General features: G+C 60.8%; 21 protein-coding genes and 2 tRNA genes. 22 read left to right on the top strand and 1 reads right to left on the bottom strand.

Annotation, left to right across the window (positions count from 1 at the left end; translation table 11 throughout):
• The first annotated feature begins 5 nt into the window (after positions 1-5).
• From DW123_RS00535 to DW123_RS00510, 6 genes are all read left to right on the top strand, one after another.
• Positions 6-452, top strand: a complete 447-nt coding sequence (locus tag DW123_RS00535; protein ID WP_118272931.1) for a pyridoxamine 5'-phosphate oxidase family protein — start codon at positions 6-8, stop codon at positions 450-452.
• Between the two features lie 44 nt (positions 453-496).
• Positions 497-907 (top strand): pyridoxamine 5'-phosphate oxidase family protein, encoded by a 411-nt coding sequence (locus tag DW123_RS00530; RefSeq protein ID WP_118272930.1) that lies wholly within the window; start codon positions 497-499, stop codon positions 905-907.
• A 257-nt stretch (positions 908-1,164) separates the two neighbouring features.
• Positions 1,165-2,235 carry an N-acetyl-gamma-glutamyl-phosphate reductase gene (argC, locus tag DW123_RS00525; RefSeq protein ID WP_118272929.1) on the top strand — a complete coding sequence of 357 codons (1,071 nt, stop codon included), beginning with the start codon at positions 1,165-1,167 and terminating at the stop codon, positions 2,233-2,235.
• Between the two features lie 134 nt (positions 2,236-2,369).
• Positions 2,370-3,635 carry a bifunctional glutamate N-acetyltransferase/amino-acid acetyltransferase ArgJ gene (argJ, locus tag DW123_RS00520; RefSeq protein ID WP_199570164.1) on the top strand — a complete coding sequence of 422 codons (1,266 nt, stop codon included), beginning with the start codon at positions 2,370-2,372 and terminating at the stop codon, positions 3,633-3,635.
• An 81-nt stretch (positions 3,636-3,716) separates the two neighbouring features.
• The gene (gene argB, locus DW123_RS00515) at positions 3,717-4,697 is read left to right on the top strand and encodes an acetylglutamate kinase (protein ID WP_118272927.1); all 981 of its coding nucleotides are present in this window, start codon (positions 3,717-3,719) and stop codon (positions 4,695-4,697) included.
• 69 nt (positions 4,698-4,766) lie between these two features.
• Entirely contained in the window at positions 4,767-6,050 is a 1,284-nt protein-coding gene (locus DW123_RS00510) for an aspartate aminotransferase family protein (RefSeq protein ID WP_118272926.1), read from the top strand.
• A gap of 797 nt (positions 6,051-6,847) precedes the next feature.
• Here DW123_RS00510 and DW123_RS00505 read toward each other — a convergent pair.
• Positions 6,848-6,923: transfer RNA gene (locus DW123_RS00505), tRNA-Val, on the bottom strand.
• Positions 6,924-7,110: 187 nt separating this feature from the next.
• Here DW123_RS00505 and asnB point away from each other — a divergent pair.
• The 16 genes from asnB to DW123_RS00425 all read left to right on the top strand — a co-directional run bounded on the left by asnB (position 7,111) and on the right by DW123_RS00425 (position 24,923).
• The gene (asnB, locus tag DW123_RS00500; protein WP_118272925.1) at positions 7,111-8,991 is read left to right on the top strand and encodes an asparagine synthase (glutamine-hydrolyzing); all 1,881 of its coding nucleotides are present in this window, start codon (positions 7,111-7,113) and stop codon (positions 8,989-8,991) included.
• A gap of 112 nt (positions 8,992-9,103) precedes the next feature.
• Positions 9,104-10,666 carry a Mur ligase family protein gene (locus DW123_RS00495; protein WP_118272924.1) on the top strand — a complete coding sequence of 521 codons (1,563 nt, stop codon included), beginning with the start codon at positions 9,104-9,106 and terminating at the stop codon, positions 10,664-10,666.
• A 107-nt stretch (positions 10,667-10,773) separates the two neighbouring features.
• Positions 10,774-11,685 (top strand): HAD family hydrolase, encoded by a 912-nt coding sequence (locus DW123_RS00490; RefSeq protein WP_118272923.1) that lies wholly within the window; start codon positions 10,774-10,776, stop codon positions 11,683-11,685.
• A 51-nt stretch (positions 11,686-11,736) separates the two neighbouring features.
• Positions 11,737-12,621, top strand: a complete 885-nt coding sequence (gene murI, locus DW123_RS00485) for a glutamate racemase (RefSeq protein WP_117743105.1) — start codon at positions 11,737-11,739, stop codon at positions 12,619-12,621.
• A 55-nt stretch (positions 12,622-12,676) separates the two neighbouring features.
• Positions 12,677-13,402, top strand: a complete 726-nt coding sequence (gene rph, locus DW123_RS00480) for a ribonuclease PH (RefSeq protein WP_118272922.1) — start codon at positions 12,677-12,679, stop codon at positions 13,400-13,402.
• 143 nt (positions 13,403-13,545) lie between these two features.
• Complete coding sequence (rdgB, locus tag DW123_RS00475; RefSeq protein ID WP_022094898.1) at positions 13,546-14,187, top strand: RdgB/HAM1 family non-canonical purine NTP pyrophosphatase; 642 nt, start codon at positions 13,546-13,548, stop codon at positions 14,185-14,187.
• 3 nt (positions 14,188-14,190) lie between these two features.
• A complete protein-coding gene (gene dtd, locus DW123_RS00470; protein ID WP_118098979.1) occupies positions 14,191-14,637 on the top strand; it encodes a D-aminoacyl-tRNA deacylase in 447 nt (148 codons plus the stop codon).
• A 183-nt stretch (positions 14,638-14,820) separates the two neighbouring features.
• A complete protein-coding gene (locus tag DW123_RS00465) occupies positions 14,821-15,117 on the top strand; it encodes a Veg family protein (RefSeq protein ID WP_006234957.1) in 297 nt (98 codons plus the stop codon).
• A 2-nt stretch (positions 15,118-15,119) separates the two neighbouring features.
• Positions 15,120-16,016, top strand: a complete 897-nt coding sequence (gene ispE, locus DW123_RS00460; protein WP_233539367.1) for a 4-(cytidine 5'-diphospho)-2-C-methyl-D-erythritol kinase — start codon at positions 15,120-15,122, stop codon at positions 16,014-16,016.
• Between the two features lie 49 nt (positions 16,017-16,065).
• Positions 16,066-16,142 (top strand) — tRNA-Pro (locus DW123_RS00455).
• 112 nt (positions 16,143-16,254) lie between these two features.
• Complete coding sequence (gene tatA, locus DW123_RS00450) at positions 16,255-16,530, top strand: twin-arginine translocase TatA/TatE family subunit (protein WP_022094895.1); 276 nt, start codon at positions 16,255-16,257, stop codon at positions 16,528-16,530.
• Between the two features lie 106 nt (positions 16,531-16,636).
• Positions 16,637-17,107, top strand: coding sequence for a transcription elongation factor GreA (gene greA, locus DW123_RS00445; RefSeq protein WP_006234960.1), 471 nt, complete (start codon positions 16,637-16,639; stop codon positions 17,105-17,107).
• A 79-nt stretch (positions 17,108-17,186) separates the two neighbouring features.
• Positions 17,187-19,151: a lysine--tRNA ligase gene (gene lysS, locus DW123_RS00440; protein WP_118272921.1), complete on the top strand. Its 1,965-nt coding sequence runs from the start codon at positions 17,187-17,189 to the stop codon at positions 19,149-19,151.
• Between the two features lie 566 nt (positions 19,152-19,717).
• Positions 19,718-20,311 (top strand): DUF2798 domain-containing protein, encoded by a 594-nt coding sequence (locus DW123_RS00435; RefSeq protein ID WP_118272920.1) that lies wholly within the window; start codon positions 19,718-19,720, stop codon positions 20,309-20,311.
• A 185-nt stretch (positions 20,312-20,496) separates the two neighbouring features.
• Positions 20,497-23,139, top strand: a complete 2,643-nt coding sequence (locus DW123_RS00430; RefSeq protein ID WP_118272919.1) for an ATP-dependent Clp protease ATP-binding subunit — start codon at positions 20,497-20,499, stop codon at positions 23,137-23,139.
• 326 nt (positions 23,140-23,465) lie between these two features.
• Complete coding sequence (locus DW123_RS00425; RefSeq protein ID WP_118272918.1) at positions 23,466-24,923, top strand: aminoacyl-histidine dipeptidase; 1,458 nt, start codon at positions 23,466-23,468, stop codon at positions 24,921-24,923.
• Positions 24,924-24,945 lie beyond the last annotated feature (22 nt).

Raw genomic sequence — 24,945 nt, 5'->3', positions numbered from 1 at the left:
TCCCTATGACCGACAACGACCGCACGGCTCAGCTTGAGCGCGCCTGTTCGTATCTCAGGCGCATTCCGGCGTGGTATCTTGCCACGACCGATGCGAGCGACGGGCACCAGCCCCGCGTGAGGCCGTTTTCGTTTGCCATGGTCGATGACGGCAAACTGTGGTTTTGCACGTCGCGCGACAAAGACGTGTGGGCGGAGTTGAGTGCGAATCCCAAGTTTGAGCTCTCGGGCTGGAAGCCGGGGGAATGTTGGATCGTGTTGACCGGCGAGGCCGCACTTGAGGACGACGCAGTTGCGAGCGACAAGGTGCGTCAAGCGGGTTTTAAGCACATGGTGGGCATCGGCGAGGAACACGAGAGTGCCAACGACGGCCGCCTTGCTTTCTTTTCGGTCCGCAACATTGCCGCGCGCTTCTGCGATATCGACGGCAGCGAAGAGCGTCTGGAGCTCTAGCTCACACAAACCAGGCTCCCAAACTAGCTAGTACAGGAGGAAACGTGGACGGATTGAATACGGTTTTGGAGTATCTGACGTCGGTACCGGCATGGTATTTGGCGACGAGCGTTGACGGACAGCCTCATGTGCGTCCGTTTTCGTTTGCGCAGATTCAGGATGGCAAGCTGTGGTTTGTAACAGCGCGCACCAAAGATGTGTGGCAAGAGCTGCTGCAAAACCAGCGCTTTGAGGCCACGAGTTGGTGGCCGGGCCATGGCTGGCTCATCTTGCGCGGGCGTGCCGGCTTGGATGACCGGGCTTTAGACGAAATGCGCGAAGCCGGGTGGAAGCATCTAGAGCACCTGGGCGAGCACTATGAGGGGCCTAACGACCCCGCGCTTGTCTTCTTTAGCGTCGAGGATTCCGAGGCATTTATCTGCAATCACGACGAATGGGTGCCGGTCGAGCTCTAGCCAGCTGGCTCATCCTAACAACTTGGTTTTCGCATGGGCGGGCCCCGTATTGCCCGGCGCCGTTAGGAGCGCCGGTCAATACGGGGCCCGCTCCATTTGTCAATTCCTTCAAGCGAATGTGTCGGGAATGTTTCAATGCATGAATATGCAAGCCATTTATGTGTTCATGCATCTTTTGGTGCTAAAGTTTCAACCCACCTCATAACGACTGCTGAGAAATGCGCATCGGTGCATAAATCGCAGACAAGGAGTCTGATATGTCTTTGAAGGTTGGAATCGTCGGCGCGGCGGGATACGCCGGAGCCGAGCTTATTCGCCTCATTCTCGGCCATCCCGAGTTTGAGCTTGTTGCCATTACGTCCAACGCCGATGCTGGCCAGCCGCTGTCCGCGGTGTACCCGAGCTTTGCTGGCATAAGCGATCTGGTTTTTACCACGCATGACGCCCCCGAGCTCAAGAGCTGCGATGCGGTCTTTCTTGCCGTGCCGCACACTGCCGCCATGGCACAGGTGCCTGCGCTGCTCGCCGCGGGTGTCTCCTGCTTTGACCTTTCGGCCGATTATCGCCTGAGCGACCCGGTCACCTTTGAGGCCTGGTATGCCGCCGAGCACACGAGCCCCGAGCTGCTCAAGACCCGTGCCTTTGGTCTGCCCGAGCTGTTCTGCCAGGACCTGGAGGCCGCCGCATCCGACCATGCCGATGGCAAACCCGTGCTGGTCGCCTGCGCCGGTTGCTATCCCACCGCAACGAGCCTTGCCGCCGCGCCCGCCGTGCGCGCCGGCTGGGTTGCCCAGAGTGGCCCCGTGATCGTTGACGCTATCAGCGGTGTGACGGGTGCCGGTAAGTCCTGTAACGCCCGTACGCATTTTTGCAGCGCGGACGAAAACCTGGAGGCCTATGGCGTGGGCAAGCACCGTCACACGCCCGAAATTGAGCAGATCTTGGGCCTAACCGATCGCGTCGTCTTTACCCCGCACCTGGCACCGCTCAAGCGCGGTCTACTCTCTACGGTAACGATGCCGCTTACGCCACAGGCTATCGATACCTTGACCCTTGAGGACGTTGTCGACCATTACAAGCAGTTCTACGCCGGTCGCACCTTCGTGCGTGTACTCGATGCCGGTCAGCAGCCCAAGACGGCTTCGGTCGTCGGCACCAACGCCGCCCAGATCGGCCTCGCGCTCAACAAGCGCGCCGGCGTGCTGGTGGCGACGGGCGCCATCGACAATCTGTGTAAGGGTGCAGCAGGCCAGGCGGTCCAGTGCGCCAATATCGTCTTTGGTTTTGACGAGCGACGAGGCTTGCCCACAGTGGCGTGCCCGGTGTAGCACATTCGATTGTTAACGATTTGGTAGTCGGGCATCGAGTGGGGCGCCACTCTTAAGCTGGTTTCATGATCACGACTGGCATGGCGCACCAACCGATGTCCGTTTTTTGTTTGACATAAGGAGTCATAAAGACGATGAATACCGAGCTGTTTGATATCAAGATTCGCGCTGTCGAGGGTGGCGTTACGGCTGCGGCTGGTTTTAAAGCCGCAGGCATCCACGCTGGGTTCCGCAAGAATCCCGAGCGCCTGGATTACGCCCTCGTCGTGCCCGATAAACCCTGTCCCGGTGCCGGCGTGTTTACCACCAATCGCTTTTGCGCGGCGCCCGTGCAGGTGAGCCGCGCCAACCTGGGCGGTGCCGACAAGGGCTACGGCATCATCGCCGGCGTTTCGGTCAACTCTGGCAATGCCAACGCCGCCACGGGTGAGACCGGCCTTGCATGCGCGCGCGAGACGTGCAGCATCGCATCGCAGGTCATCGGCTGCGAGCCCCAGCAGATTCTGGTTGCCTCCACGGGTGTGATTGGCCAGATTCTGCCGATCGACACGTTTGAGACCGCCATTCCTGCTGCCTACGAGGCGCTCTCCGCTCACGGTGGCGCCGATGCCGCTCGCGCGATCATGACGACCGATACGCATTCCAAGGAATACGCCGTTCGCTACCGCAGCGAGGCCGCGGGCCATGCGGGCAGCGTTTATACGGTGGGCGGCATGTGCAAGGGCTCGGGCATGATCATGCCCAACATGGCCACCATGATCGCGGTCATCACTACCGATGCCCCCGTCGAGCCGGCGGCACTTCATGCCCTGCTGCTCTCGACCGTCAAGCAGACCTTTAACAAGGTAACGGTCGATTCCGACACCTCGACCAACGACACCTGCATCATGCTTGCCTCCGGCGCCGCCGCAGATGCCGAGTCTATCGTCGAGGGCTCCGATGCCTTTGACGAGTTGGCATTTGCCGTGCACGAGGTGTGTGAGAGCCTGGCGCGCAACATCGCCGCTGACGGCGAGGGCGCATCCAAGCTTGTTACGGTCAACGTTACCGGCGCCGTGAACGACGAGGAGGCCGATATCGCCGCCCGTGCCGTTGCCAACTCGCCGCTCGTTAAGACCTGCATCGCCGGCCACGACTGCAACTGGGGCCGCGTTGCCATGGCGCTCGGCAAGTGCGGCGTGCGGTTTGACCAGGAAGACGTTTCAATCGACATGATGGGTATGCCCGTTTGCCGCGATGGCCTGACTGTTCCCTTTGACGAGGACGAGGCCTTGCGACGTTTCGAGGCGCCCGAGATCGTAATCTCGGCCGACCTGGGCGCAGGCGACGCGGCAACGACCGTGTGGACCTGCGACCTCACGCATGAGTACATCTCCATCAACGGCGACTACCGTTCCTAGACTCCCGATGTGCCGCGCGTCCCGCTGCAATCGCGGGCAACGAGGTGCGGCGCGATTGCTACACGAAAGACGAGGCAGACTATGAAGTTCGCACGCGATTGTCGCTCGAGCGAATCCAATGAAGTTACCGCGCAGCTGCTGTTCGAGGCGCTGCCGTGGATTAAGAATCTGACCGGTAAGACGGTCGTTATCAAGTACGGCGGCGCCGCCATGGTCGACGAGCAGCTGCGTCGTGACGTGATGAGCGACATCGTCCTGCTCAAGATCATCGGCATGCGCCCTGTTATCGTGCACGGTGGCGGCAAGGCCATCAACGAGGCGCTCAGCCACTATGACATCCCCGTCGAGTTTAAGAACGGCCAGCGTGTGACCACGCCTGCCACCATGGATATCGTGCGCGAGGTGCTGGGCGGTAAGGTCAACCAGGAGCTGGTCGCGGCGCTCAACCACCATGGTAACCTGGCCGTGGGCGTGTCGGGCAGCGACGCCGGTACCCTTATCGCCGAGCCACTCGACCCAGAGCTCGGCCGCGTAGGCAAGGTCACGCACGTCAACACCGACTATATCGAGCGTTTGCTCGACAGCGAGTACATTCCCGTTATCGCCACGGTCGCGGCGGGGGAGGACGGTGGCTTCTTCAACATCAACGCCGATACCGCCGCCGGTGCCGTTGCGGCAGCGCTCCACGCGCACAAGGCGATTTTCTTGACCGACGTCGACGGCCTGTACAAGGACTTTAGTGACAAGGATTCACTTATCTCCAACCTGACGCTCGACGAGGTCAATGAGATGCTCTGCGGCGGCGAGGTCGATAAGGGCATGATCCCCAAGCTTCGTGCGGCTGTCGACGCGCTTACCGCTGGCGTGTTCCGAGCCCACATCATCAACGGCACGACGCCGCATTCGCTGCTCTTGGAGTTGCTGACCGATGCCGGCGTCGGCACCGTGATTCATTCCACCGAGACGGCTTACGAGTTCGATACGCATCCGCATCCGCTTTCGACGTTTGCTGCGCGTCTGACCGAGAACCTCGACGAGGTCGAGAAGCTTCAGATGGTCTAGCTGACCCGCAGTTGTCGCGTCCCTGCATCCATAGCCCTGCGCCGTACGGCGCCCAACGAAAGGCATCCCATGTCACTTGCAACTCAACAATCGCTCGAATCCCATTACGTTATGCATACCTTTGGTCGCTCGCCGGTCGAGTTTGTCGAAGGTCACGGTATGAAGCTCACCGGTGACGATGGTCGTGAGTATCTTGACTTTCTCGCTGGCATCGGCGTGTGCAGCCTAGGTCATGGCAACCCGGCTGTGCTCTCGGCGCTCGAGGCTCAGACCAAAAAGCTTCTGCATGTCTCCAATTACTTCTACATCGAGCAGCGTGGACAGGTCGCGGCGCTGCTGTCTAAGCTTGCTAACGACGACGTAGATGGTGCGCGCGTGCTTGCCGATGCCATTGCCGCCGGCGATGAGACCACGGCAGCTGCTCTTGGTGCCCCGGCTGCGGACGAGCAGGTGTGGAAGACCTTCTTTGCCAACTCCGGCGCCGAGGCCAACGAGGGCTCAATGAAGCTTGCGCGCCTGTACGCCAAGCGTGCCGGTAACGGCGGCAACACTATCGTGTGCATGCGCGGCGGCTTCCACGGCCGTACGCTCGAGACCATTGCCGCCACCATGCAGGATTGGCTGCAGGATAGTTTCCGCCCGCTGCCGGGTGGCTTTGTGGCCTGCACGCCCAACGATGTCGATGAACTGCGTGCAATCTTTGAGCAGCTGGGAAGCGAAATTTGTGCCGTGATGCTCGAGCCGATCCAGGGTGAGAGTGGCGTGCACCCCATGACCGAGGAGTTTATGGCGGCGGCGCGCGACCTAGCACACGAAGTGGGCGCCGTGCTTATCGCCGACGAGGTCCAGTGCGGTCTGTTCCGCTCCGGCAAACCGTTCGCTTACCAGACCTATGGCGTGGAGCCCGACATCATGAGTCTTGCCAAGGGCATCGCCGACGGCGTTCCTATGGGCGCCGTGGTGGCAAAGAAAGAGATCGCCGACGTGTTTAAGCCCGGCGATCACGGTTCGACCTTTGGCGGTAGCTGCTTGGCCATCGCGGCGTGCGCCGCGACGCTCTCCGCGCTCGTGCGCGGCGATTATGCCGACCATGCTGCCAAGGTAGGCGCCTATATGGAGGCAAAGCTCGCCAAGTTACCGCACGTTACCGAGGTGCGCGGTCGCGGCTTGATGCTCGGCTGCGACTTGGATGACGCAGCAGGCGATGCGCATGATATTGTTGCCCGCGCGTTGGCCGCCGGTGCCGTGATTAACGCTACGGGTGCCCATACGCTGCGTTTCCTGCCGCCGCTCGTCTGCGAGGAAGCCGACGTGGACAGTCTGATCGAGATCCTGTCGGGTGTCGTGGGCTAACGCGGCGCAATAACTCAATTTGGACCGGGTTCCGGACTGCGGGTGTGCCATATGCGGCACGATTCAACGGTCTGGAGCCCGTTTTGCCTTAGATTTGCTAAGGCAGGGAGACCTGCTGGCCAAAAACATCAAATATGAGTAATGTTACCGATTTGGTAGCAGCAATTTTGGACTAATAAGGCCATATAGCAAGTCGAAATGGCGATGAATGCACGATTTTGATCCAATTGTTAGTCCCTATAATGGACATATGTTGCGTAACTTAAGCAAATACTATCTTTTTATATGTTGCAAACAAAGTAGCAGTACTCATATTTGCCGTTTTTTGGCCACAGCCTTTGTGACAGACGTGCTGGCGGGTTCGAATCCCATGCGCTGGGCCCAAAAAAGAAAGGCTCCCATTGCTGGGAGCCTATCAAATCAGTGGTGGGCGATGAGGGATGTCCGCGTCCCGCTTCGCCGCCCGCGTCCCGCTTCGTCGCTCCGCTCCTCGCGTGCTGCGCTGGAAAACGCTTCGCGTTTCCTCAGCTCCGCACCCTGTCGGGTTCGAATCCCTCTGCGATGGGCCTGAAAAAGGAAAGGCCCCCATAGCTGGGAGCCTATCAAATCGGTGGTGGGCGATGAGGGATGTCGCGTGCGGCTTCGCCGCCCGCTTCCGCTTCGGGCCTGCGGCCCTCGCGTGCTGCGCTGGAAAACGCTTACGCGTTTCCTCAGCTCCGCACCCTTGCGGGTTCGAATCCCTCTGCGATGGGCCTGAAAAAGGAAAGGCCCCCATAGCTGGGAGCCTATCAAATCGGTGGTGGGCGATGAGGGATTCGAACCCCCAGCCTTGTGCGTGTAAAGCACCTGCGCTAACCGTTGCGCCAATCGCCCGTGCGGAGAGAGTATAGCAAAACAATCGCCTCATTCACCTCATATCCATTAAAGGTAACTCGCGCGTGTCACAGCGGAGCTGATTCAGTTGAGATTGCCTGAACATTCCGCCCCTCTTTACGCCCTCGGGTATACTCAAAAGCTACTGATTCGATTTGATGCCCAGCAACAGCAGAGGGGATAGTATATGTGCGGTTTTGTCGGTTTTGTCGGTGGGACGGATAACCAATCCGAGGTGCTCACCAAGATGATGGACCGCATCGTCCATCGCGGTCCCGACATGGGCGGTCAGTTTATCGACGGCCGCGTTGCCCTCGGCTTCCGCCGCCTGTCGATCCTCGACCTGACCGAGGCTGGCGCCCAACCTATGGCCAACGAGGACGGTAGCGTCGTCATTGTCTTCAACGGTGAGATCTACAACTTCCAAGAACTCCGTTCCGAGCTCGAAGCCAAGGGCTACAAGTTCCATTGCGGCGCCGACACCGAGAGCCTCCTGCACGGCTACGAGGAGTGGGGCGAGGCCGTCCTCGATCGCCTGCGCGGTATGTACGCCTTCGTCATCTGGGACAAAAAGAAGAACAAGCTTTTTGGCGCCCGTGACATCTTTGGCATCAAGCCACTTTACTACTATCCCATGGCCGATGCGGGCGACGGCGCTCCGGGCGTGCTCTTTGGCTCCGAGATCAAGAGCTTCCTGGAATACCCGCACTTCCACAAGGCGGTCAACAAAAAGGCCCTGCGTCCGTACATGACGCTGCAGTATTCGGCAACCGAGGAGACCTTCTTCGAGGGTGTCTACAAGCTGCCGCCGGCGCACTACTTTACCGTCGATATCCCGACCGGCAAGATGAACATCGAGCGCTACTGGGATTGCGATTACTCTGCCGTCGAGAAGCCGTTCGAAGAGTATGTCGACGAGCTGGACGAGGTCGTGCACGAGAGCGTCGAGGCCCATCGCATCGCCGACGTCAAGGTCGCGTCGTTCCTCTCCGGTGGCGTCGACTCCAGCTACATCGCCGCTTGCCTTATGCCCGACAAGACCTTCTCGGTGGGCTTTGACTACAAGAACTTCAACGAGACCAACTACGCCAAGGAGCTTTCCGATAAGCTCGGCGTCGAGAACGTTCGCAAGATGATTACCGCCGACGAGTTCTTCGGTGCGCTTGAGGATATCCAGTATCACATGGACGAGCCGCAGTCCAACCTGTCTTCCGTGCCGCTGTGGTTCTTGGCCGAGATGGCCCGCAAGGACGTCACCGTCGTGCTTTCGGGCGAAGGTGCCGACGAGCTCTTTGGCGGCTACGCCTACTACGAGGACACGGTTCCGGTTCGCAAGTACAAAAAGATGGTGCCGCTGCCCATCCGTCGCGCGCTCGGAAACCTGGCGTTGCACATGCCGTACTTCAAGGGCCACAACTTCCTGGTCAAGGGTGCCGAGATCCCCGAGAAGTCGTTCCTGGGACAGGCTTTGGTATGGCCGGAGCGCGAGGTCGACGGCGTGCTCAAGCCCGAGTACAACACCGGCGACGGCGCCTTCGAGCTCGCTGCACCCATCTACGCACGCGTGAAGGGTCAGCCCGAACTGGTCAAGAAGCAGTACCTGGACATGAACATGTGGCTCCCGGGCGACATTCTGCTCAAGGCCGACAAGATGTGCATGGCGCACTCGCTGGAGCTGCGCGTGCCCTTCCTGGACCGCAAAGTCATGGAGTTCGCCGAGCACATTCCCGACCGCTACCGCATCAACGAGAACGGCAACAAACAGGTACTCCGCCACGCTGCCAACAAGTCGCTGCCCGATGAGTGGGCCACCCGTCCCAAGGTGGGCTTCCCGGTGCCGATTGTCTACTGGCTGCGCGAGCAAAAGTGGTACGACTATGTCAAGGAGTACTTCACCGCGCCGTGGGCAAGTGAGTTCTTCAATACCGACGAGCTCATGCACCTGCTCGATCTGCACTTTGCGGGCAAGGGCGATTTCCAGCGCAAGATCTATACGCCGCTCGTGTTCCTAGTGTGGTACAAGCGCTTCTTTATCGACGAGGGCCAGCCTTCTGTTCAGGCTGCCTAGTCTCGGCCTACGAATGCCTGCGCGTAACGGCTCCTCCGGGAGCCGTTTTTGCGTGGGCGCGTTTCAGTTACTATGAAAACCGTCCCTGCCAAATGGCTGAGAAAGGTGAAAGATGCACCATTCGGATTCCGCGACCGTGACCACGGTCGATACGCTTGCCAAGCTTCTCGATGTGTGCGGCGAGCTGCGCGCATCAGAGCAGGTTGACGAGCGTGCCGTGACCGGCTGCTCGTTTGATTCGCGCGCGGTCTCGGCAGGTGACGTATTCTTTTGCAAAGGTGCTGCCTTTAAGCCCGCGTTTTTGAGCATGGCGCTCGATGCGGGCGCCGTCGCATTTGTGTGCGAGGAGTCGCTGGTCGAGTCTCTGGAGCCGCTGGCGAAGGAGAGCGGTGCTGCGATGCTTGTTGTTGATAGTGTTCGCACGGCCATGGCCCTGTTGCCGCCGGAGGTCTACGACCGTCCCGACCACGACGTCAAGATCGTGGGCATCACCGGCACCAAGGGAAAGACCACGGCCGCTTTTATGCTCCAGTCCATCATCAAAGCGGCGGGCGAGTCCTGCGGCATGATCGGCTCGGTGAGTACCGACGATGGTATCGAGTGCTACGAGAGCACCAATACTACGCCCGAGGCCCCCGAGGTCTGGCGCCATATCGCCAACTGCCGCATGTCCGGTCGCCAGTCCATGGTCATGGAGGTCTCGAGCCAGGCGCTCAAGTACCAGCGCGTCGAGAACCTGCCGTTTGACGTGGCGTGCTTCCTCAACATCGGCCGCGACCACATCTCGCCGATCGAGCACCCGACCTTCGAGGATTATTTTGAGAGCAAACTCAGGATCTTTGACCAGGCAAAGACCGCCGTGGTGAATCTGGGCACCGAAGAGGTCGACCGTGTGCTGGAGGCAGCGTCGACGGCCGAGCGCTTGGTGACCGTTGGCGTCGAGCATCCCGAGGCAAGCCTGTGGGCGAGCGACGTACGCATGGTCGGCTTTAGCATCGAGTTCAACTTGCATGGCCTGTGTGCCGACGAGTCCGAGGCGGGGGAGAAGGTCCTGCTGGGTATCGCGGGAGACTTTAACGTGGAGAACGCGCTGGTCGCTATCGCCGCTGCGCGCGAGATCGGCATCGGTATCGATGCCATCAAGAAGGGCCTCTCCAAACTGCGTGTGCCGGGCCGTATGGAGGTCGTGGAGTCGAAGGACGGCCGCGTGATCTGCGTCGTTGACTATGCGCACAACCAGCTTTCGTTCCGTTCGCTTTTCTCGTCGGTCAAGCGTGCGTTTCCCGCCAGCCCCGTCATTGCGCTGTTTGGCGCCGCCGGCGGCAAGGCTCAGGAGCGCCGCGAGCAATTGCCACGCGAGGCCGCACCATATTCCGACCTGATGATCTTTACGAACGAGGATCCAGCTCACGAGGACCCGATGAAGGTCTGTCGCGAGCTTGCCGAACATGTTCCCGACGATACGCCGAACAAGATCATCCTCGATCGCGAAGCCGCTGTGCATGCGGCGTTCAAGGCGGCGCGCGAGGAGTACGTCAACCCCGATGCTCCCACCATTGTCTTGCTGCTGGCAAAGGGTGACGAGGAGCTCATGCACGTGGGCGACGAATTCGTGCCCATCGAGAGCGACCTTTCGCTGGCCAATCGCCTGATCGATGTTACCCAGTTTGACTAATGAACCATGATGGCGGCGGCGCCCTGAGTACGCTGTCGCCATAAGCGTGTTCCCTCAATCAAAACATGCCGTCCAAGTCCAAACCCTTCTACGTAAACGGAGTAACCATGTCCCACAACACCCTGCCGACCGTTGCCGAGCTTTCGGGCGAGATGCGCGAGCGCTTGGCCAAGGTCAAGTACGTCTTTACCGACCTGGACGCCACCATGCTCGCGCCCGGCTCGTGCGTGCTGCGCGACAACGACGGCAACCCCTCGACCAAACTCGTCGAGGCCGTCGTGGCGCTCGCTCGCGCTGGTATTCAGGTGGTTCCCACCTCGGGCCGCAACCGTACCATGATCCACGAGGACGCGCGCGTGCTCGGCCTCAACTCCTACATTGGTGAGATGGGCGGCCTGGTCATGTACGACCTCAAAGCCAACGATTGGGAGTATCTGACCGGCGACATGCCTTACGACCCCGCCTGCGGCCTTACTCCGCACCAGGTGATCGAGCAGACCGGCGTGTGCGAGAAGATCCTTGCTCGCTGGCCGCACAAGATCGAGTACCACAACGACATGTCGACCGGCTACAAATACCGTGAGGTCACCGTCGGCATGCGTGGCGACATTCCCGATGATGAGGCCCAGGCCATTCTCGACGAGGCCGGCTGCGGTCTGGTCTGGGCCTGCAATGGCTACCTGACGCATCTGTCCAAGCCGACGACGCTCGAGCTCGATCGCGTCGAGGACGGTCGCGCCTTTAACATCAACCCGGCGGGTCTCGACAAGGGCGTGGCGGTCGCGCGCTTCTGCGAGCACCTAGGGATCGAGCGCGAGGAGACGCTCGCGCTCGGCGATTCCGAGTCCGATTTCTACATGGCCGACCACGTGGGCACGTTCTGCCTGGTCGAGAACGGTCTGACCAGCGCCGGCGCGCCCGAGTTCCTGGACGCCTGCGACAACGCCTTTGTCACCCGCGGCAAGATTGTCGACGGCTGGGTGGCAACGGCTGAGCTGCTTGTTGCGGCCCGTTCATAGCGCGACGCATCACGCGTGGCCGCATTTTTCGAGAGAGAATCTGGTGAGGTAATGTCCGATATCGAGAATCTGGCCGGGGACACGCGCCCCATCGGCGTGTTCGACTCGGGCCTGGGCGGCCTGACGGTCGCACGGGCAATTGCCACGGCGCTTCCGCACGAGTCTGTTTACTACTTTGGCGATACTAAGCGCTGCCCTTACGGCACTCGCACCGAGGATGAGGTGCGCTCGTTTGCGCTGCAGGCGGGGCGCTGGCTTTCGAGGCACGACGTCAAGATTATGGTCATCGCCTGCAACACGGCAACGGCCGCGGCGTTGCGTCTGGCCCAGCAGGTGCTCGACGTTCCTGTGATCGGCGTGATCGCGCCGGGCGCGCGTGCGGCCATCAACAGCACCCGCACGCGCCGCGTGGGCGTGCTCGCCACTAACCTCACCATCCGTTCGGGTGCCTACACGCGCGCCATCCAAGACCTGGATGCCGGCGTGGACGTGTACGGCTGCCCTGCCTCGAGTTTTGTCGAGGTCGTCGAGCACGAGCTCGCGTCGGGTGCGCACCTGCAGGAGCAGTGGCTCGAGAACGAGGATATCTTTGATACGCCTGCCGTGCGCGCGCTGGTCGGCGCCACGGTTGAGCCGCTGCACGATCGCGGCATCGATACCGTGGTGCTTGGATGCACGCATTTTCCGCTGCTGGTGGGGCCCATTCGCCATGCACTGGGGTCCGGGGTGCGCGTGGTGAGTTCTGCCGAGGAAACCACCCGCGAGCTGACCGATATCCTCACGCGCCGCGAGCAGCTGGCGGGCGACGCCGCCGAGCCGCAGCATCGTTTTGCCACGACGGCCGATAACATTGCTGAGTTTGCGGTGGCGGGCAGCTTTATCTTTGGACAGCCGCTCAAGAGCATAGAACATATCGATATCGATGAGCTGAAATAGATGTAAGGCCACCGACCAAAGGCTCACTTTCACCTTTTGCCGAAAGGATATTTCTATGGAGTACATGCAGGTCAACCGCGCCAACGGCCGCGCCGCCGATGAGCTGCGCCCCGTTAAGCTCACCCGTGGCGTCATGAAGCACGCCCACGGCTCGTGTTTGGCCGAGTTCGGCGACACGCGCGTGCTGTGCGCCGCTACTATCGAGGAGGGCGTGCCGGGCTGGCGCAAGGGCGCCAAGGCCGGCTGGGTAACGGCGGAGTACGCCATGCTACCGGCATCGACCGGCAAGCGCTGCAAGCGCGAGCACGCCAACCGCAAAGGCCGCTCCATGGAGATCGAGCGCCTCATTGGCCGTAGCCTGCGTACCGTCGTCAACATGAAGGCGCTCGGCGAGTACACCGTCACCGTCGACTGCGACGTGATCCAGGCCGATGGTGGTACACGTACGGCAAGCATTACCGGCGCCTGGGTGGCGCTGCACGACGCCCTCGCCATGTGGGTCGAGGCAGGCAAGATCGAGCGCATCCCGCTTACCGGCCAGGTGGCTGCCATCTCCATGGGCGTTGTCGACGGCAATACACTGCTTGACCTCGATTATTCCGAGGACAGCCATGCCGAGGTCGACATGAACCTCGTCGCCACCGACACCGGTGAGATGATCGAGCTCCAGGGCACCGGCGAGCAGGCGCCCTTCGACCGCAAACGCCTCAACGCCCTGCTCGACCTGGGCGACAAGGGTATCGCCGAGCTCATCGAGCTCCAGCGCCAAGTCCTCGCCTAACCAGCCAAAAAGGGACAGATTTATTTTGGTAGGTTTTATCTGCGGAGACGTCTAGACACAAGACTGCCGTTGATTGAGAGGGGAGAGGCAGAGGCCCTCGCCGCCCTCGGCGCGGCATTGCTATAGAGACAAGGAGACCACTCATGGCACTTGAGAAGATCGACATCGACACCCTCGACCCGGCGGCGACCATCGTCGTGGCAACAGGAAACGCTCATAAGCTCACCGAGATCGAGGCCATTTTGGGCAAGGTCATGCCCGAGGTGCGCTTTGTGGCGCTCGGCCAGCTGGGCGATTTTGAGGACCCTGAGGAAAACGGCACGACGTTTTTGGAGAACGCCATCATCAAGGCGCAGGCTGCCGTCGAAGAGACGGGGCTCATGGCCATTGCCGACGATTCGGGCCTGGTCGTTGACGCGCTGGACGGTGAGCCCGGTGTGTATAGCGCGCGCTACGCGGGCGTTCACGGCGACGATGCCGCCAACAATGCCAAGCTGCTCGTTAACCTGGAAGGCGTGGCGGACGAGGACCGCACCGCGCGCTTTATGAGCGTCGTCGCGCTCATCGACACGGATGGTCTGGTCACCTATGGCGAGGGCGCCTGCGAGGGCGTTATCGCACACGAGGGCCGCGGCGATCACGGCTTTGGCTACGACCCGCTGTTCCTGCCGGTCGACACGCCGGGCAAGACCATGGCTGAGCTGACGGCGGACGAGAAGAACGCCATCAGTCATCGTTTCCACGCGCTTGAGCATCTGTCCGCCAAACTGACGGGCGAGGAGTAGGCTGTGCGTGCGGTGGTGCAGCGCGTGCTCAACGCCGGCGTGACGGTCGACGGCAAGTGCGTGGGCAAAATTGGGAGCGGCTATCTGGTGCTGCTGGGCGTGGGCCACGGCGACACGCGCGCCGAGGCCGATAAGCTGTGGGGCAAGCTCCGCGGCTTGCGCATCAACGAGGACGAGAACGGCAAGACTAACTTGGCACTTGCCGATGTCGACGGCGAGGTGCTCGTGGTGTCGCAGTTCACGCTGTTCGCCGATTGCCGTCACGGCCGCCGCCCATCGTTTACGGATGCCGGCGCGCCCGATGTCGCCAACGAGCTTTACGAGTACTTTTTGACGCTCGTTGCCCAAGATGTCGAGCACGTGGCACATGGCATCTTTGGCGCCGACATGAAGGTCGACCTGGTCAACGATGGCCCGTTCACCATCGTCCTGGACACGGACAACCTTTAGGTTACTCGGTTTTACCAAACCGCGTAACAACTGGTCATGCGAGGTTGTCGTCTGGTACGTATTTGGGACGGGGCTTATTTAGCTACTTGCGTATGGTGGCAGCAGGGTGCTATAGTATTAGAGTTTTGTCTATCTTAGGGGTATTATCCCCTTTTTGAATTGCACCTTCTGGAGGCCCTGTTCATGGAAGAGATGGAAGTCAATCACGTCGACGACATCCACGAGAAGCTGACCGATATGGTGGGCGATCGCGTCAAGGTTAAGGCCAACATGGGCCGCACCCGCGTCGTCGAGCGCATGGGCACCATCAAGAGCGTCCACCCCGCCGTCTTTATCGTCGAGGTTGACGAGCGTCGCGGCCGCAAGTCGCGTCAGTCTTATCAGTATATCGATGTCCTCACCGGTCAGGTTGAGCTGTTCGACCCCGAGAGCGGCGAGCATATCTTTACCCCGCTCGGCAATCAGCTCGAGGAGCATTAACGGTGACCGATCGGTCCCTGACTCTTTCCGCGCCGGCAAAGATTAACCTCTACCTAGGGGTTCATACCGAGCGCGATGACCGCGGCTACCACAGGGTTGATTCCCTGATGGCAGCCATCGGTCTTTCCGATACCGTGACGGTCACGCCGGCACAGGCGCTGACCGTCCAGACGGTTCCGGCATCAGATTTTCCCATGCAAAAGAATACGGCGTATCGGGCTGCGGTTGCTATGGCCGAGCATTATGGTCGCGAGGCAAACATCTACGTGACGATTGAGAAGCACATTCCATTGTGCGCCGGCTTGGGCGGCCCCTCGACGGATGCGGCCGCGGTCATTGTCGCCTTGGCGGAGCTCTGGGGAATTGACCGCACCGATTCCGCGCTCGACGATATTGCGCGGGGCATTGGTGCTGACGTCCCGTTCTTTTTGCACGCGAGCCCTGCGTTCTACGTGGGTGGGGGAGACGTGCTGGCAACCGAGTACCCCGTGCTGCCCGCGACACCCGTCGTGCTGGTCAAGCCGCGGGAGGCGAGCGTTTCGACAATTGAAGCCTATCGACGTTTTGACGAGGCCCCGGTGCCTGCGGACAAGCCCGGCGCGATGGCTTCTGCCTTGCGTGCTGGTGATGCCGAGACGGCATATGCGCTCATCCATAACAACCTGGGTGTCATTTCCGCACAGATGGAGCCGCAGATTCAAACGGTTCTCGATTGGCTGCATAAACAGGACGGCGCCGTTGCTGTAGATGTGTGCGGATCGGGCGCCTGCTCGTTTGCCATGTGCGACACCGCCGCCACGGCCGAAAGGCTTGCCGGCGCTGCCCAGCAAAATGGCTGGTGGGCCTGCGCAACGGAGCTCATTTCCAACACGGTTCAGATCGACGCGCCAAAGAAATAAAAAATTATCTAGCACGTGGCGGAAATCTTTGTTACTATAGTCGAGCTAACGGGTTGTGGCTCAGTTTGGTAGAGCACTGCGTTCGGGACGCAGGGGTCGCTGGTTCAAATCCAGTCAACCCGACCAGAGCATGAGGAGGGACCGCTTCTTGCGGTCCCTTTTTTTAGCTATTGTTGTGATACCGCGATACCCGCGGTATACTCATTCGAGCTTGTCTCGCTGTATTGTGGAGGTCTACATGTTTGGACTGAGGGCTCCTGAGCTCATCATTATTCTCGTCGTTGTCCTGATCATCTTCGGGCCTAAGAACCTGCCGAAGCTCGGCAAGTCCCTCGGCTCTACCGTCAAGAATATCCGCGAGGGTATGGAGGGCGACGATAAGGCCGAGACCAAGCAGGCCGAGGAGGTCGTGGTCGAGCAGTCCGAGGAGGACAAGGAGATCGCTGAGCTCGAGGCCAAGCTCGCTGCTGCCAAGAAGAAGCAGGCAGAGGACAGCGACGCGGACGCAGAGTAGTCCCATCCCTTTGGGGTGAGCACCTGACCGGCTTGCCCGCAGGCTAGCCGGTCTTTTTCGTTTTGTTGACAGTTGATTGTTTGATCAGAGTTGGGGAGATATCCGTATGGACGCAAGCCAGATCGTACTGACCGCTGAGGGTCGCCAGAAGCTCGTCGAGGAGCTCGCTTGGCGTGAGGGCGATTACGCCAAGGAGATCGTCGAGGACATCAAAGAAGCCCGCGCGTTCGGCGACCTTTCGGAGAACTCCGAGTACGATGCCGCCAAGGACAAGCAGGCCCAGAACGCCGCTCGTATTGCCGAGATCCAGGCCATCCTCGCCAACGCTCAGGTTGCTGCCACCACGGGCGATCTGACCGTCTCCATCGGTTCCACCGTTTCTCTGATTGATCCCAACGGTGAGGTCATGGAAGTCACGCTCGTCGGTACCACCGAGACCAACTCGCTCGAGCACAAGATTTCCAACGAGTCTCCGGTTGGCCATGCCATCATCGGTCACGGCGAGGGCGACTCCGTCGAGGTCGTTACGCCTTCCGGCAAGACTCGCGTCTACACCATCGCCAAGATCGCACGCTAGACCACGGTCCCGCGTAAAGGTATGTTTTCGCTCCCTGGGACCGAATCCTGGGGAGCGTTTTAATTTGAGGAGCTAACTTATGGCAGAGAACCAGAACGCCGCCGATCAGGCATCGACGCTCAACGACGAGCGCGCCACCCGCCTGGCCAAGCGCGCCGCCCTGTTCGAGGTGGGCCAGAACCCTTATCCCGAGCACTCTGAGCTTGAGGACTACGTCGCCGATATCGAGGCTAAGTACGCCGGGCTTGCCGATGGCGAGGACACCGAGGACGTCGTGAAGATCGCCGGCCGCGTGGTCGCCAAGCGCGGTCAGGGCAAGATCATGTTCATCGTCGTGCGCGATGCGACTGCCGAGATTCAGCTGTTCTGTCGCATCAACGACATGGACGAGGCCGCCTGGAATACGCTCAAGGCCCTCGACCTGGGCGACATCCTGGGCGTGACCGGCGTGGTCGTGCGCACCCAGCGCGGCCAGCTTTCCGTTGCCCCAAAGAGTGCGACCCTGCTTTCCAAGGCCGTTCGTCCGCTGCCCGAGAAGTTCCACGGTCTTTCCGACAAGGAGACCCGCTATCGCCAGCGCTATGTCGACCTGATCGCCAACGACGACGTTCGCGAGACCTTCCGCAAGCGCTCGCAGATTCTCTCCACCTTCCGCCGCTTTATGGAGTCCGACGGCTACATGGAGGTCGAGACGCCCATCCTGCAGACCATCCAGGGTGGTGCCACGGCCAAGCCGTTCATTACCCACTTTAACGCGCTCGACCAGGAGTGCTACCTGCGTATCGCTACCGAGTTGCACCTCAAGCGCTGCATCGTCGGCGGTTTTGAGCGCGTCTTTGAGATCGGCCGCATTTTCCGCAACGAGGGCATGGACCTCACCCACAACCCCGAGTTCACCACCATGGAGGCCTACCGCGCCTTCTCCGACCTCGAGGGCATGAAGGCGCTTGCCCAGGGCGTCATCAAGGCGGCCAACAAAGCCATCGGCAACCCCGAGGTCATCGAGTACCAGGGCCAGACCATCGACCTTTCTGGTGAGTGGGTCAGCCGTCCCATGACCGACATCGTCTCCGACGTGCTCGGCAAGCAGGTCACCATCGATACGCCGGTCGAGGAGCTTGCTGCCGCCGCGCGCGAGAAGGGCCTGGAGATTAAGCCCGAGTGGACCGCCGGTAAGATTATCGCCGAGATCTACGATGAGCTGGGCGAGGACACCATCGTCAACCCCACATTCGTGTGCGATTACCCCATCGAGGTCAGCCCGCTTGCCAAGCGCTTTGAGGACGACCCGCGCCTGACGCACCGCTTTGAGCTGGTTATTGCCGGTCACGAGTACGCCAACGCATTCTCCGAGCTCAACGACCCGGTCGACCAGGCTGAGCGCTTTGCCGCCCAGATGGCCGAGAAGGCCGGCGGCGACGATGAGGCCATGGAGTATGACGAAGACTACGTGCGCGCCCTCGAGTACGGTATGCCTCCCGCGGGCGGCATCGGCATCGGTATCGACCGCGTGGTTATGCTGCTTACCAACCAGGCTTCCATCCGCGACGTGCTGCTGTTCCCGCACATGAAGCCCGAGAAGGGTTTCCAGTCCGGTGCCGCTGCCGCCAAGGCTGCCGAGGCCGGCAACGCCGCGAGCCCGTTCGTCAAGCCGCTCAAGCCCACGGTTGATTATTCCAAGATTGCCGTTGAGCCGCTGTTTGAGGAGTTCGTCGACTTCGATACCTTCTCCAAGAGCGACTTCCGCGCCGTGAAGGTCAAGGCATGCGAGGCCGTCAAGAAGTCCAAGAAGCTGCTGAACTTTACGCTCGACGACGGCACCGGCACCGACCGCACCATCCTCTCCGGCATTCATGGCTACTATGAGCCCGAGGACCTGGTCGGTAAGACGTTGCTCGCCATCACCAATCTGCCTCCGCGCAAGATGATGGGCATCCCCAGCTGCGGCATGCTCATCAGTGCCATCCACGAGGAGGAGGGCGAGGAGCGCCTCAACCTGATCCAGCTCGACGCCTCCATCCCCGCCGGCGCAAAGATGTATTAAGAGTTACGCGGTTCTACGAACCGCGTAACCAGTTGACGCTGCGCGCCGCCCAGGGCGACAATTTGTCATTCAAAAGGCAAGGCATGACCAGAAGGTCTACGCCTTGCCTTTTTCATGCCAACTTGTTCGCCCTGGACGTCGCTCGCTGTTGGTCCCATTACATCGGCGTTGCCATTGTTGTTGAGTAGTCGTTGGGGACGTTCTTAAACGACTGGTTATTTAAGAACGTCCAACGACTACAACGCACGAGAGTGGATAGTCTCCCACTTTTGGCGCGTATGCGGACTTAAAACGGGAGATTATCCACTCTCGTGGAATGGGTGTCCGATAATCCACGCTCGTTGGGCCGATGCGGGCGCATCTGCTGCCCTGCGCGAATGACTCGGCATCTTCATAAACCCAACGCTTACGAAGCGCATGCGTTTCGTGCTAGGCTGGTTCCACCACATAAGTAGTCGCAGACGCACGTAACACGGGCGGGCGAGATGAAGTCCCAACAGCTCCATCTCGCCCGCCCGTTTTTGTTGGCGGCGCCGCGACGCAACACAGAGAGGAATCTGCCCTTCATGCCTATTAACAAACGAGAGAGCTTGCTGTTCACCTTTATCATGTGCTTTTGCATGGTGCTCTGGATGAGCATCTACAACGTTGCCCTGCAGCATGGGGCCATCAACGGCGAGGTTGTTGCCGCCGCGTGGCTCGGCTTCCCCGTTGCCTACATTTTTGCCATGTGCTGCGACTGGTTTGTTGCCAGCCCCCTTGCCAAGGGTTTCGCCTTTAAGTATTTGGTCACGCCAGGCAAGAGCTCGCCGCTTGCCATGACGCTCGCCGTTAGCTCCTGCATGGTCGTTCCTATGGTCATCATCATGTTGCTCTACGGTGCGTGTGAGGGCCTGTTCCACATGCCCGGCGGCCCGCTCGCCAACCTGCAGATGCTGCCGATGATGTGGCTCATCAACATCCCGCGCAACTTTGTCATGGCCCTGCCTTGGAATCTGCTGGTGGCCGGCCCGGTTGCTCGCTATGTCTTCCGTCGAGCCTTCCCCATGGGCACGGTTTTTGAGGAGCAGCATATGGAGCTCGTGCGTATGCCGGGCGCTCCCGCTGCCGATGCAGTCAATGACGTTGCCGAGAGCATGGACGTTGAGCCCGTCTGCTAGACAGCAGCGCAAAACCAAACCGCCAAGCGGACCAGAGCGATTCCTTTTTTGTAGACGTTGTCGCGCGGCTACGGGTGGGAAAGGTCCCAACGGTTAACATATACTCCATATGGGTAAAGAGACCAAAGCGCCGCCACGAGTGGCGCTTTGCGTTTGAAAAACTAGCTCGTCTAAGAGGAACTAGCATGTTAGACCGTTTTACCGATCGCGCGCGCAAGGTCATGTCCATGGCCAAGCAAGAGGCGCTCGATCTTCATTCAAATAAGGTGGGTACCGAGCATCTGCTGCTCGCGCTCGCCAAGGAGGACGAGGGCATTGCCGCCGAGGCGCTGCGTTCGCTCGATATCTCCTACGACGACATCATGGACACCCTCAAGGAGGTCCAGACTACCGTTCCCGAGTCCAGCGAGGAAACCGAGGCCGCCAAGCTCGCCTTTACGCCGCTCGTCATTAGTGTGATGGAGCGCTCCTTCCGTGTGGCACGCGAGAACAACCAGACCTATGTGTCGACCGAGCACTTGCTCATCGGCATTGTCGAAGAGGGTAACGGCATGGCCATGGACATCCTCATGCGCCTGGGTGTGTCGTCTGCTTCCATCAAGAAGGCCATCGAGAAGCTTACCGCCAAGGACCAGGACAAGAAGCGCCCGCTCGCTGGCGCCGGTGCCGGGCGTCCCGGTGCGGGTCTGCCGTTCTTTAGCGGCTCGGACGCCTCACAGCAAAAGGGGAGCGGCACCGACACGCTCAAGCAGTTCGCCACCAACCTCACGCAGAAGGCGCGCGACGGCAAGCTCGATCCGGTGATTGGTCGCGAAAAAGAAGTCCAGCGCATGATGGAGATCCTTTCGCGCCGCACCAAGAACAACCCGCTTATCCTGGGCGACCCCGGCGTGGGCAAGACGGCCATCGTCGAGGGCCTGGCACAGCAGATCGCCGCCGGTAACGTGCCCGAGAACCTTATGAACCAGAACATCTGGACGCTCGACCTGCCGGGCCTTGTTGCGGGTGCTAAATATCGCGGTGAGTTTGAGGAGCGCCTCAAGAACGTGATCCAGGAGGCAACCGAAGCCGACGACGTCATCCTGTTTATCGACGAGATGCATACCATCATCGGTGCTGGTTCCGCCGAGGGCTCCATCGATGCAAGCTCCATGCTCAAGCCCGTGCTTGCGCGCGGTGCCTTCCAGATTATCGGCGCCACCACGGCCGAGGAATTCCGCAAGTACCTCACCAAGGACCCGGCCTTCGAGCGTCGCTTCCAGACCATCGATGTCGAGGAGCCGAGCGTCGAGGACACGGTCAAGATCCTGACCGCGCTCAAGCCACGCTACGAGGAGCACCACCACGTTCGTTACACGCAGGGTGCCATCGAGGCCGCCGCGAACCTTTCCAACCGCTACATCCAGGATCGCTTCCTGCCCGATAAGGCCATCGACCTCATCGACGAGGCCGGTGCCCGCGCTCGCATCGCCGCGAATCGCGCGCCCGAGCCGGTGCGCGAGGCCGAGCATCGCATCGAGGAGCTCAAGGCTGCCGCGCAGGAGGCCACCGAGAGCGACGACATGAACAAGGCCGCCGAGATCACCGAGCAGCAGAAGGCTGCCGAGATTGAACTCGCCGAGGCCAAGGCCGCCTGGGCCGCCGAGCTCGACGCCAGCCCGCTCACCATCGACGTGAGTCAGATTGCCGACATTGTGTCCGTGACTTCGGGCGTACCGGTTTCCTCGCTCACCGAGAGCGAGAGCCGTCGCCTGCTGCAGACCGAAAGCGTGCTCAAGACCCGCATCATCGGCCAGGATGAGGCAGTCGAGGCCGTCGCCAAGGCAGTGCGCCGCAGCCGTTCGCCGCTCAAGGACCCGCGTCGCCCCGGCGGCAGCTTTATCTTCCTGGGTCCCACCGGCACGGGCAAGACCGAGCTCGCCAAGACGCTCGCCGAGTACCTCTTTGGCAGCAAGGACGCGCTCATCAGCTTTGACATGTCGGAGTTCGGCAGCGAGTTCGAGGTCTCCAAGCTCATCGGTAGCCCTCCGGGTTACGTGGGCCATGACGAGGGCGGCCAGCTCACCAAGGCCGTGCGCCGTCACCCGTACTCGGTTGTGCTGTTCGACGAGATCGAGAAGGCGCACCCCGACATCTTCAACATTCTGTTGCAGGTGCTGGAGGAGGGTCGTCTGACCGATAGCCAGGGCAAGACGGTCGACTTCCGCAACACGGTGATCATCATGACGTCCAACGTGGGCGCCCGCGAGATCGCACAGGATGCGAGCGTTGGCTTTGGCACCACCGGCGAGCAGGGTCTCACGTCGAGTGAGATCAAGGGCCGCGCGATGGGCGAGCTCAAGCGCCTGTTCCGCCCCGAGCTGCTCAACCGTATCGACGACATTGTGGTGTTCCAGAAGCTCTCGGGCGAGAATCTCACCAAGATCGCGCACCTGTTGGTGGACGATCTGCGCCAGCGTCTGATCGCAAACGGCATGAACATCAAGCTCACCGATGCGGCCTACGACAAGATCGTGGCCGAGGGCACTGATCTCACCAACGGCGCACGTCCGCTGCGCCGTGCTATTCAAAAGCTCATCGAGGACCCGCTATCCGAGGAGCTTCTGGCCGGCGAGTGGGGCGAGGGCGATACCGTCCTGTGCGACGTGGCCGATGGCAAGTTTGTCTTTAGCCACGGCAGGGGCGAGATCCCGGCACCGCGTCCGGCGGGCACGCTCGGTGGCGATTCCGCCCCGGCGGCACCGCACATCGGGAACGCCGCGCCTGTGAGCAGTGGCGTGAGCTCGGGCCCCGGCGGCATGATGCAAGCCGGTTCCGGCGCGCTGTAGGGCGTAACAAAAACCTTGTGTCCACGAGGGCGTTCCAAAGGAGCGCCCTTTTTCTGTTGGAAAGGCCCCTTCGTTCAAGGTAAATCTCATTAAACATACCAACGGCGTATGCATAAACGCTGATCAAGTGTTGAGGTTGATTGAAGGGTCCAACGTCCCTTCGGCACTGCCCGTCTAAGATGCTTTATCTTGATAAAGTGGCGTTTCCTCACCGTTAGCCGATGATGCAAGGGCGCTCGGCGTTTTCGACTGGTTTATGCACGCAAAGTCTGGGAATATACAAGTCGCATATCTTACTGTCTAACCAGTTGCGCCAAGGAGGCACCATGGACTACAAGATCACCGGCTATGAGCCCGCCCAGCTGTTCCATTTCTTTGAGGAGGTCAGCGCGATCCCCCGTGGGTCTGGCAATGAGAAGGGCATCAGCGATTTCCTGGTCGCGTTTGCCAAGGAGCGCGGCCTCGATGTGTATCAGGACGAGGTCTACAACGTCATCATTCGCAAGCCCGCATCTGCCGGTGCCGAGAATGCCCCGACCGTGATGCTGCAGGGCCACATCGATATGGTGTGCGACAAGTTGGGCTCCGTTGAGCACGACTTTATGACCGATGGTATCGACCTGGTCGTCAAGGACGGCGTCCTCACCGCCAACGGTACCACCCTGGGTGCCGACAACGGTATCGCCGTCGCTCTGATGCTCACTGTTCTCGATGACGATTCGATCGTTCACCCCGCCCTCGAGTGCGTATTCACCACCGACGAGGAGACTGGCCTGGTCGGCGCCGAGACGCTCGACAAGTCCCAGATTAGCGCCCGCACCATGATTAACCTTGACTCCGAGGAAGAGGGCGTTGCCACCGTCAGCTGCGCCGGCGGCGTCGTCGTTACCTACGCCTGCCCGATCGTGCGCGAGCACAAGACCGGTAGCACCCTCACGCTCGACATCTCCGGCCTGCTGGGCGGTCACTCCGGCAGCGATATCCACCTGGAGCGCGGCAACGGCAACCTCATCATGGCCCGTATCATCGACCGCCTGATGGTCGCCGGCGAGCCCGCCATCGTTAGCTTTAACGGCGGCACCAAGGACAACGCCATCAACCGTGAGTGCAAGGCTGTTCTGGTCTACGCCGACCACGCCGCCGCCGAGGCCGCGGCCCAGATCGCAAAGGGTATCATCGCCGACGTCACCGCCGAGCTCGAGGTCTTCGACCCCGGCTTTACCTGCGCCGTCGAGATTGCCGACGATGCCGAGGTCGAGGCCATGGACCAGAAGTCCGCGCTTGCCCTTATCCGCGCTCTGCGTCTTGCCCCTAACGGCGTGATTCGCCGCAACGTCGCTACCGACGGCTCCGTCGAGGTCTCCTCCAACATCGGTGTGGTTGCCACTTCTGACGACGAGGTCAAGATCATGCTGTCCCCGCGCTCCTCGATCACCTCGCTGCAGAACGAGTTTAAGGATCGTCTGCAGACGCTGGCCGATGTCCTGGGCTTCGACGCCAAGTTTGAGTTCGAGTATCCCGGCTGGAGCTATGCCGAACATTCGCCGGTCCGCGACGTCTTTGTCGAGAGCTATCGCGAGCTCTTTGGCTCCGAGCTGCGCATCGAGTCCATTCATGCCGGCCTTGAGTGCGGCCTGTTTGCCGAGGCCCTGCGCGGCCTGGACGCCATCGCCGTGGGCCCGACGCTCTCCGATGTCCACACCCCGGACGAGAGCATGGAGCTCGCTTCTGCCGAGCGCTTCTACGAGCTGCTCATCGACGTCCTCAAGCGCCTTGCCGCGTAAGGGTTGCGCTAGCAGCAGCCCG

This window comes from Collinsella sp. AM10-26, assembly GCF_003472525.1.
Lineage (GTDB): Bacteria > Actinomycetota > Coriobacteriia > Coriobacteriales > Coriobacteriaceae > Collinsella.
The sequence above is the reverse complement of the archived record's forward strand: the minus strand, read 5'-3'. Positions and strand labels throughout refer to the sequence as shown.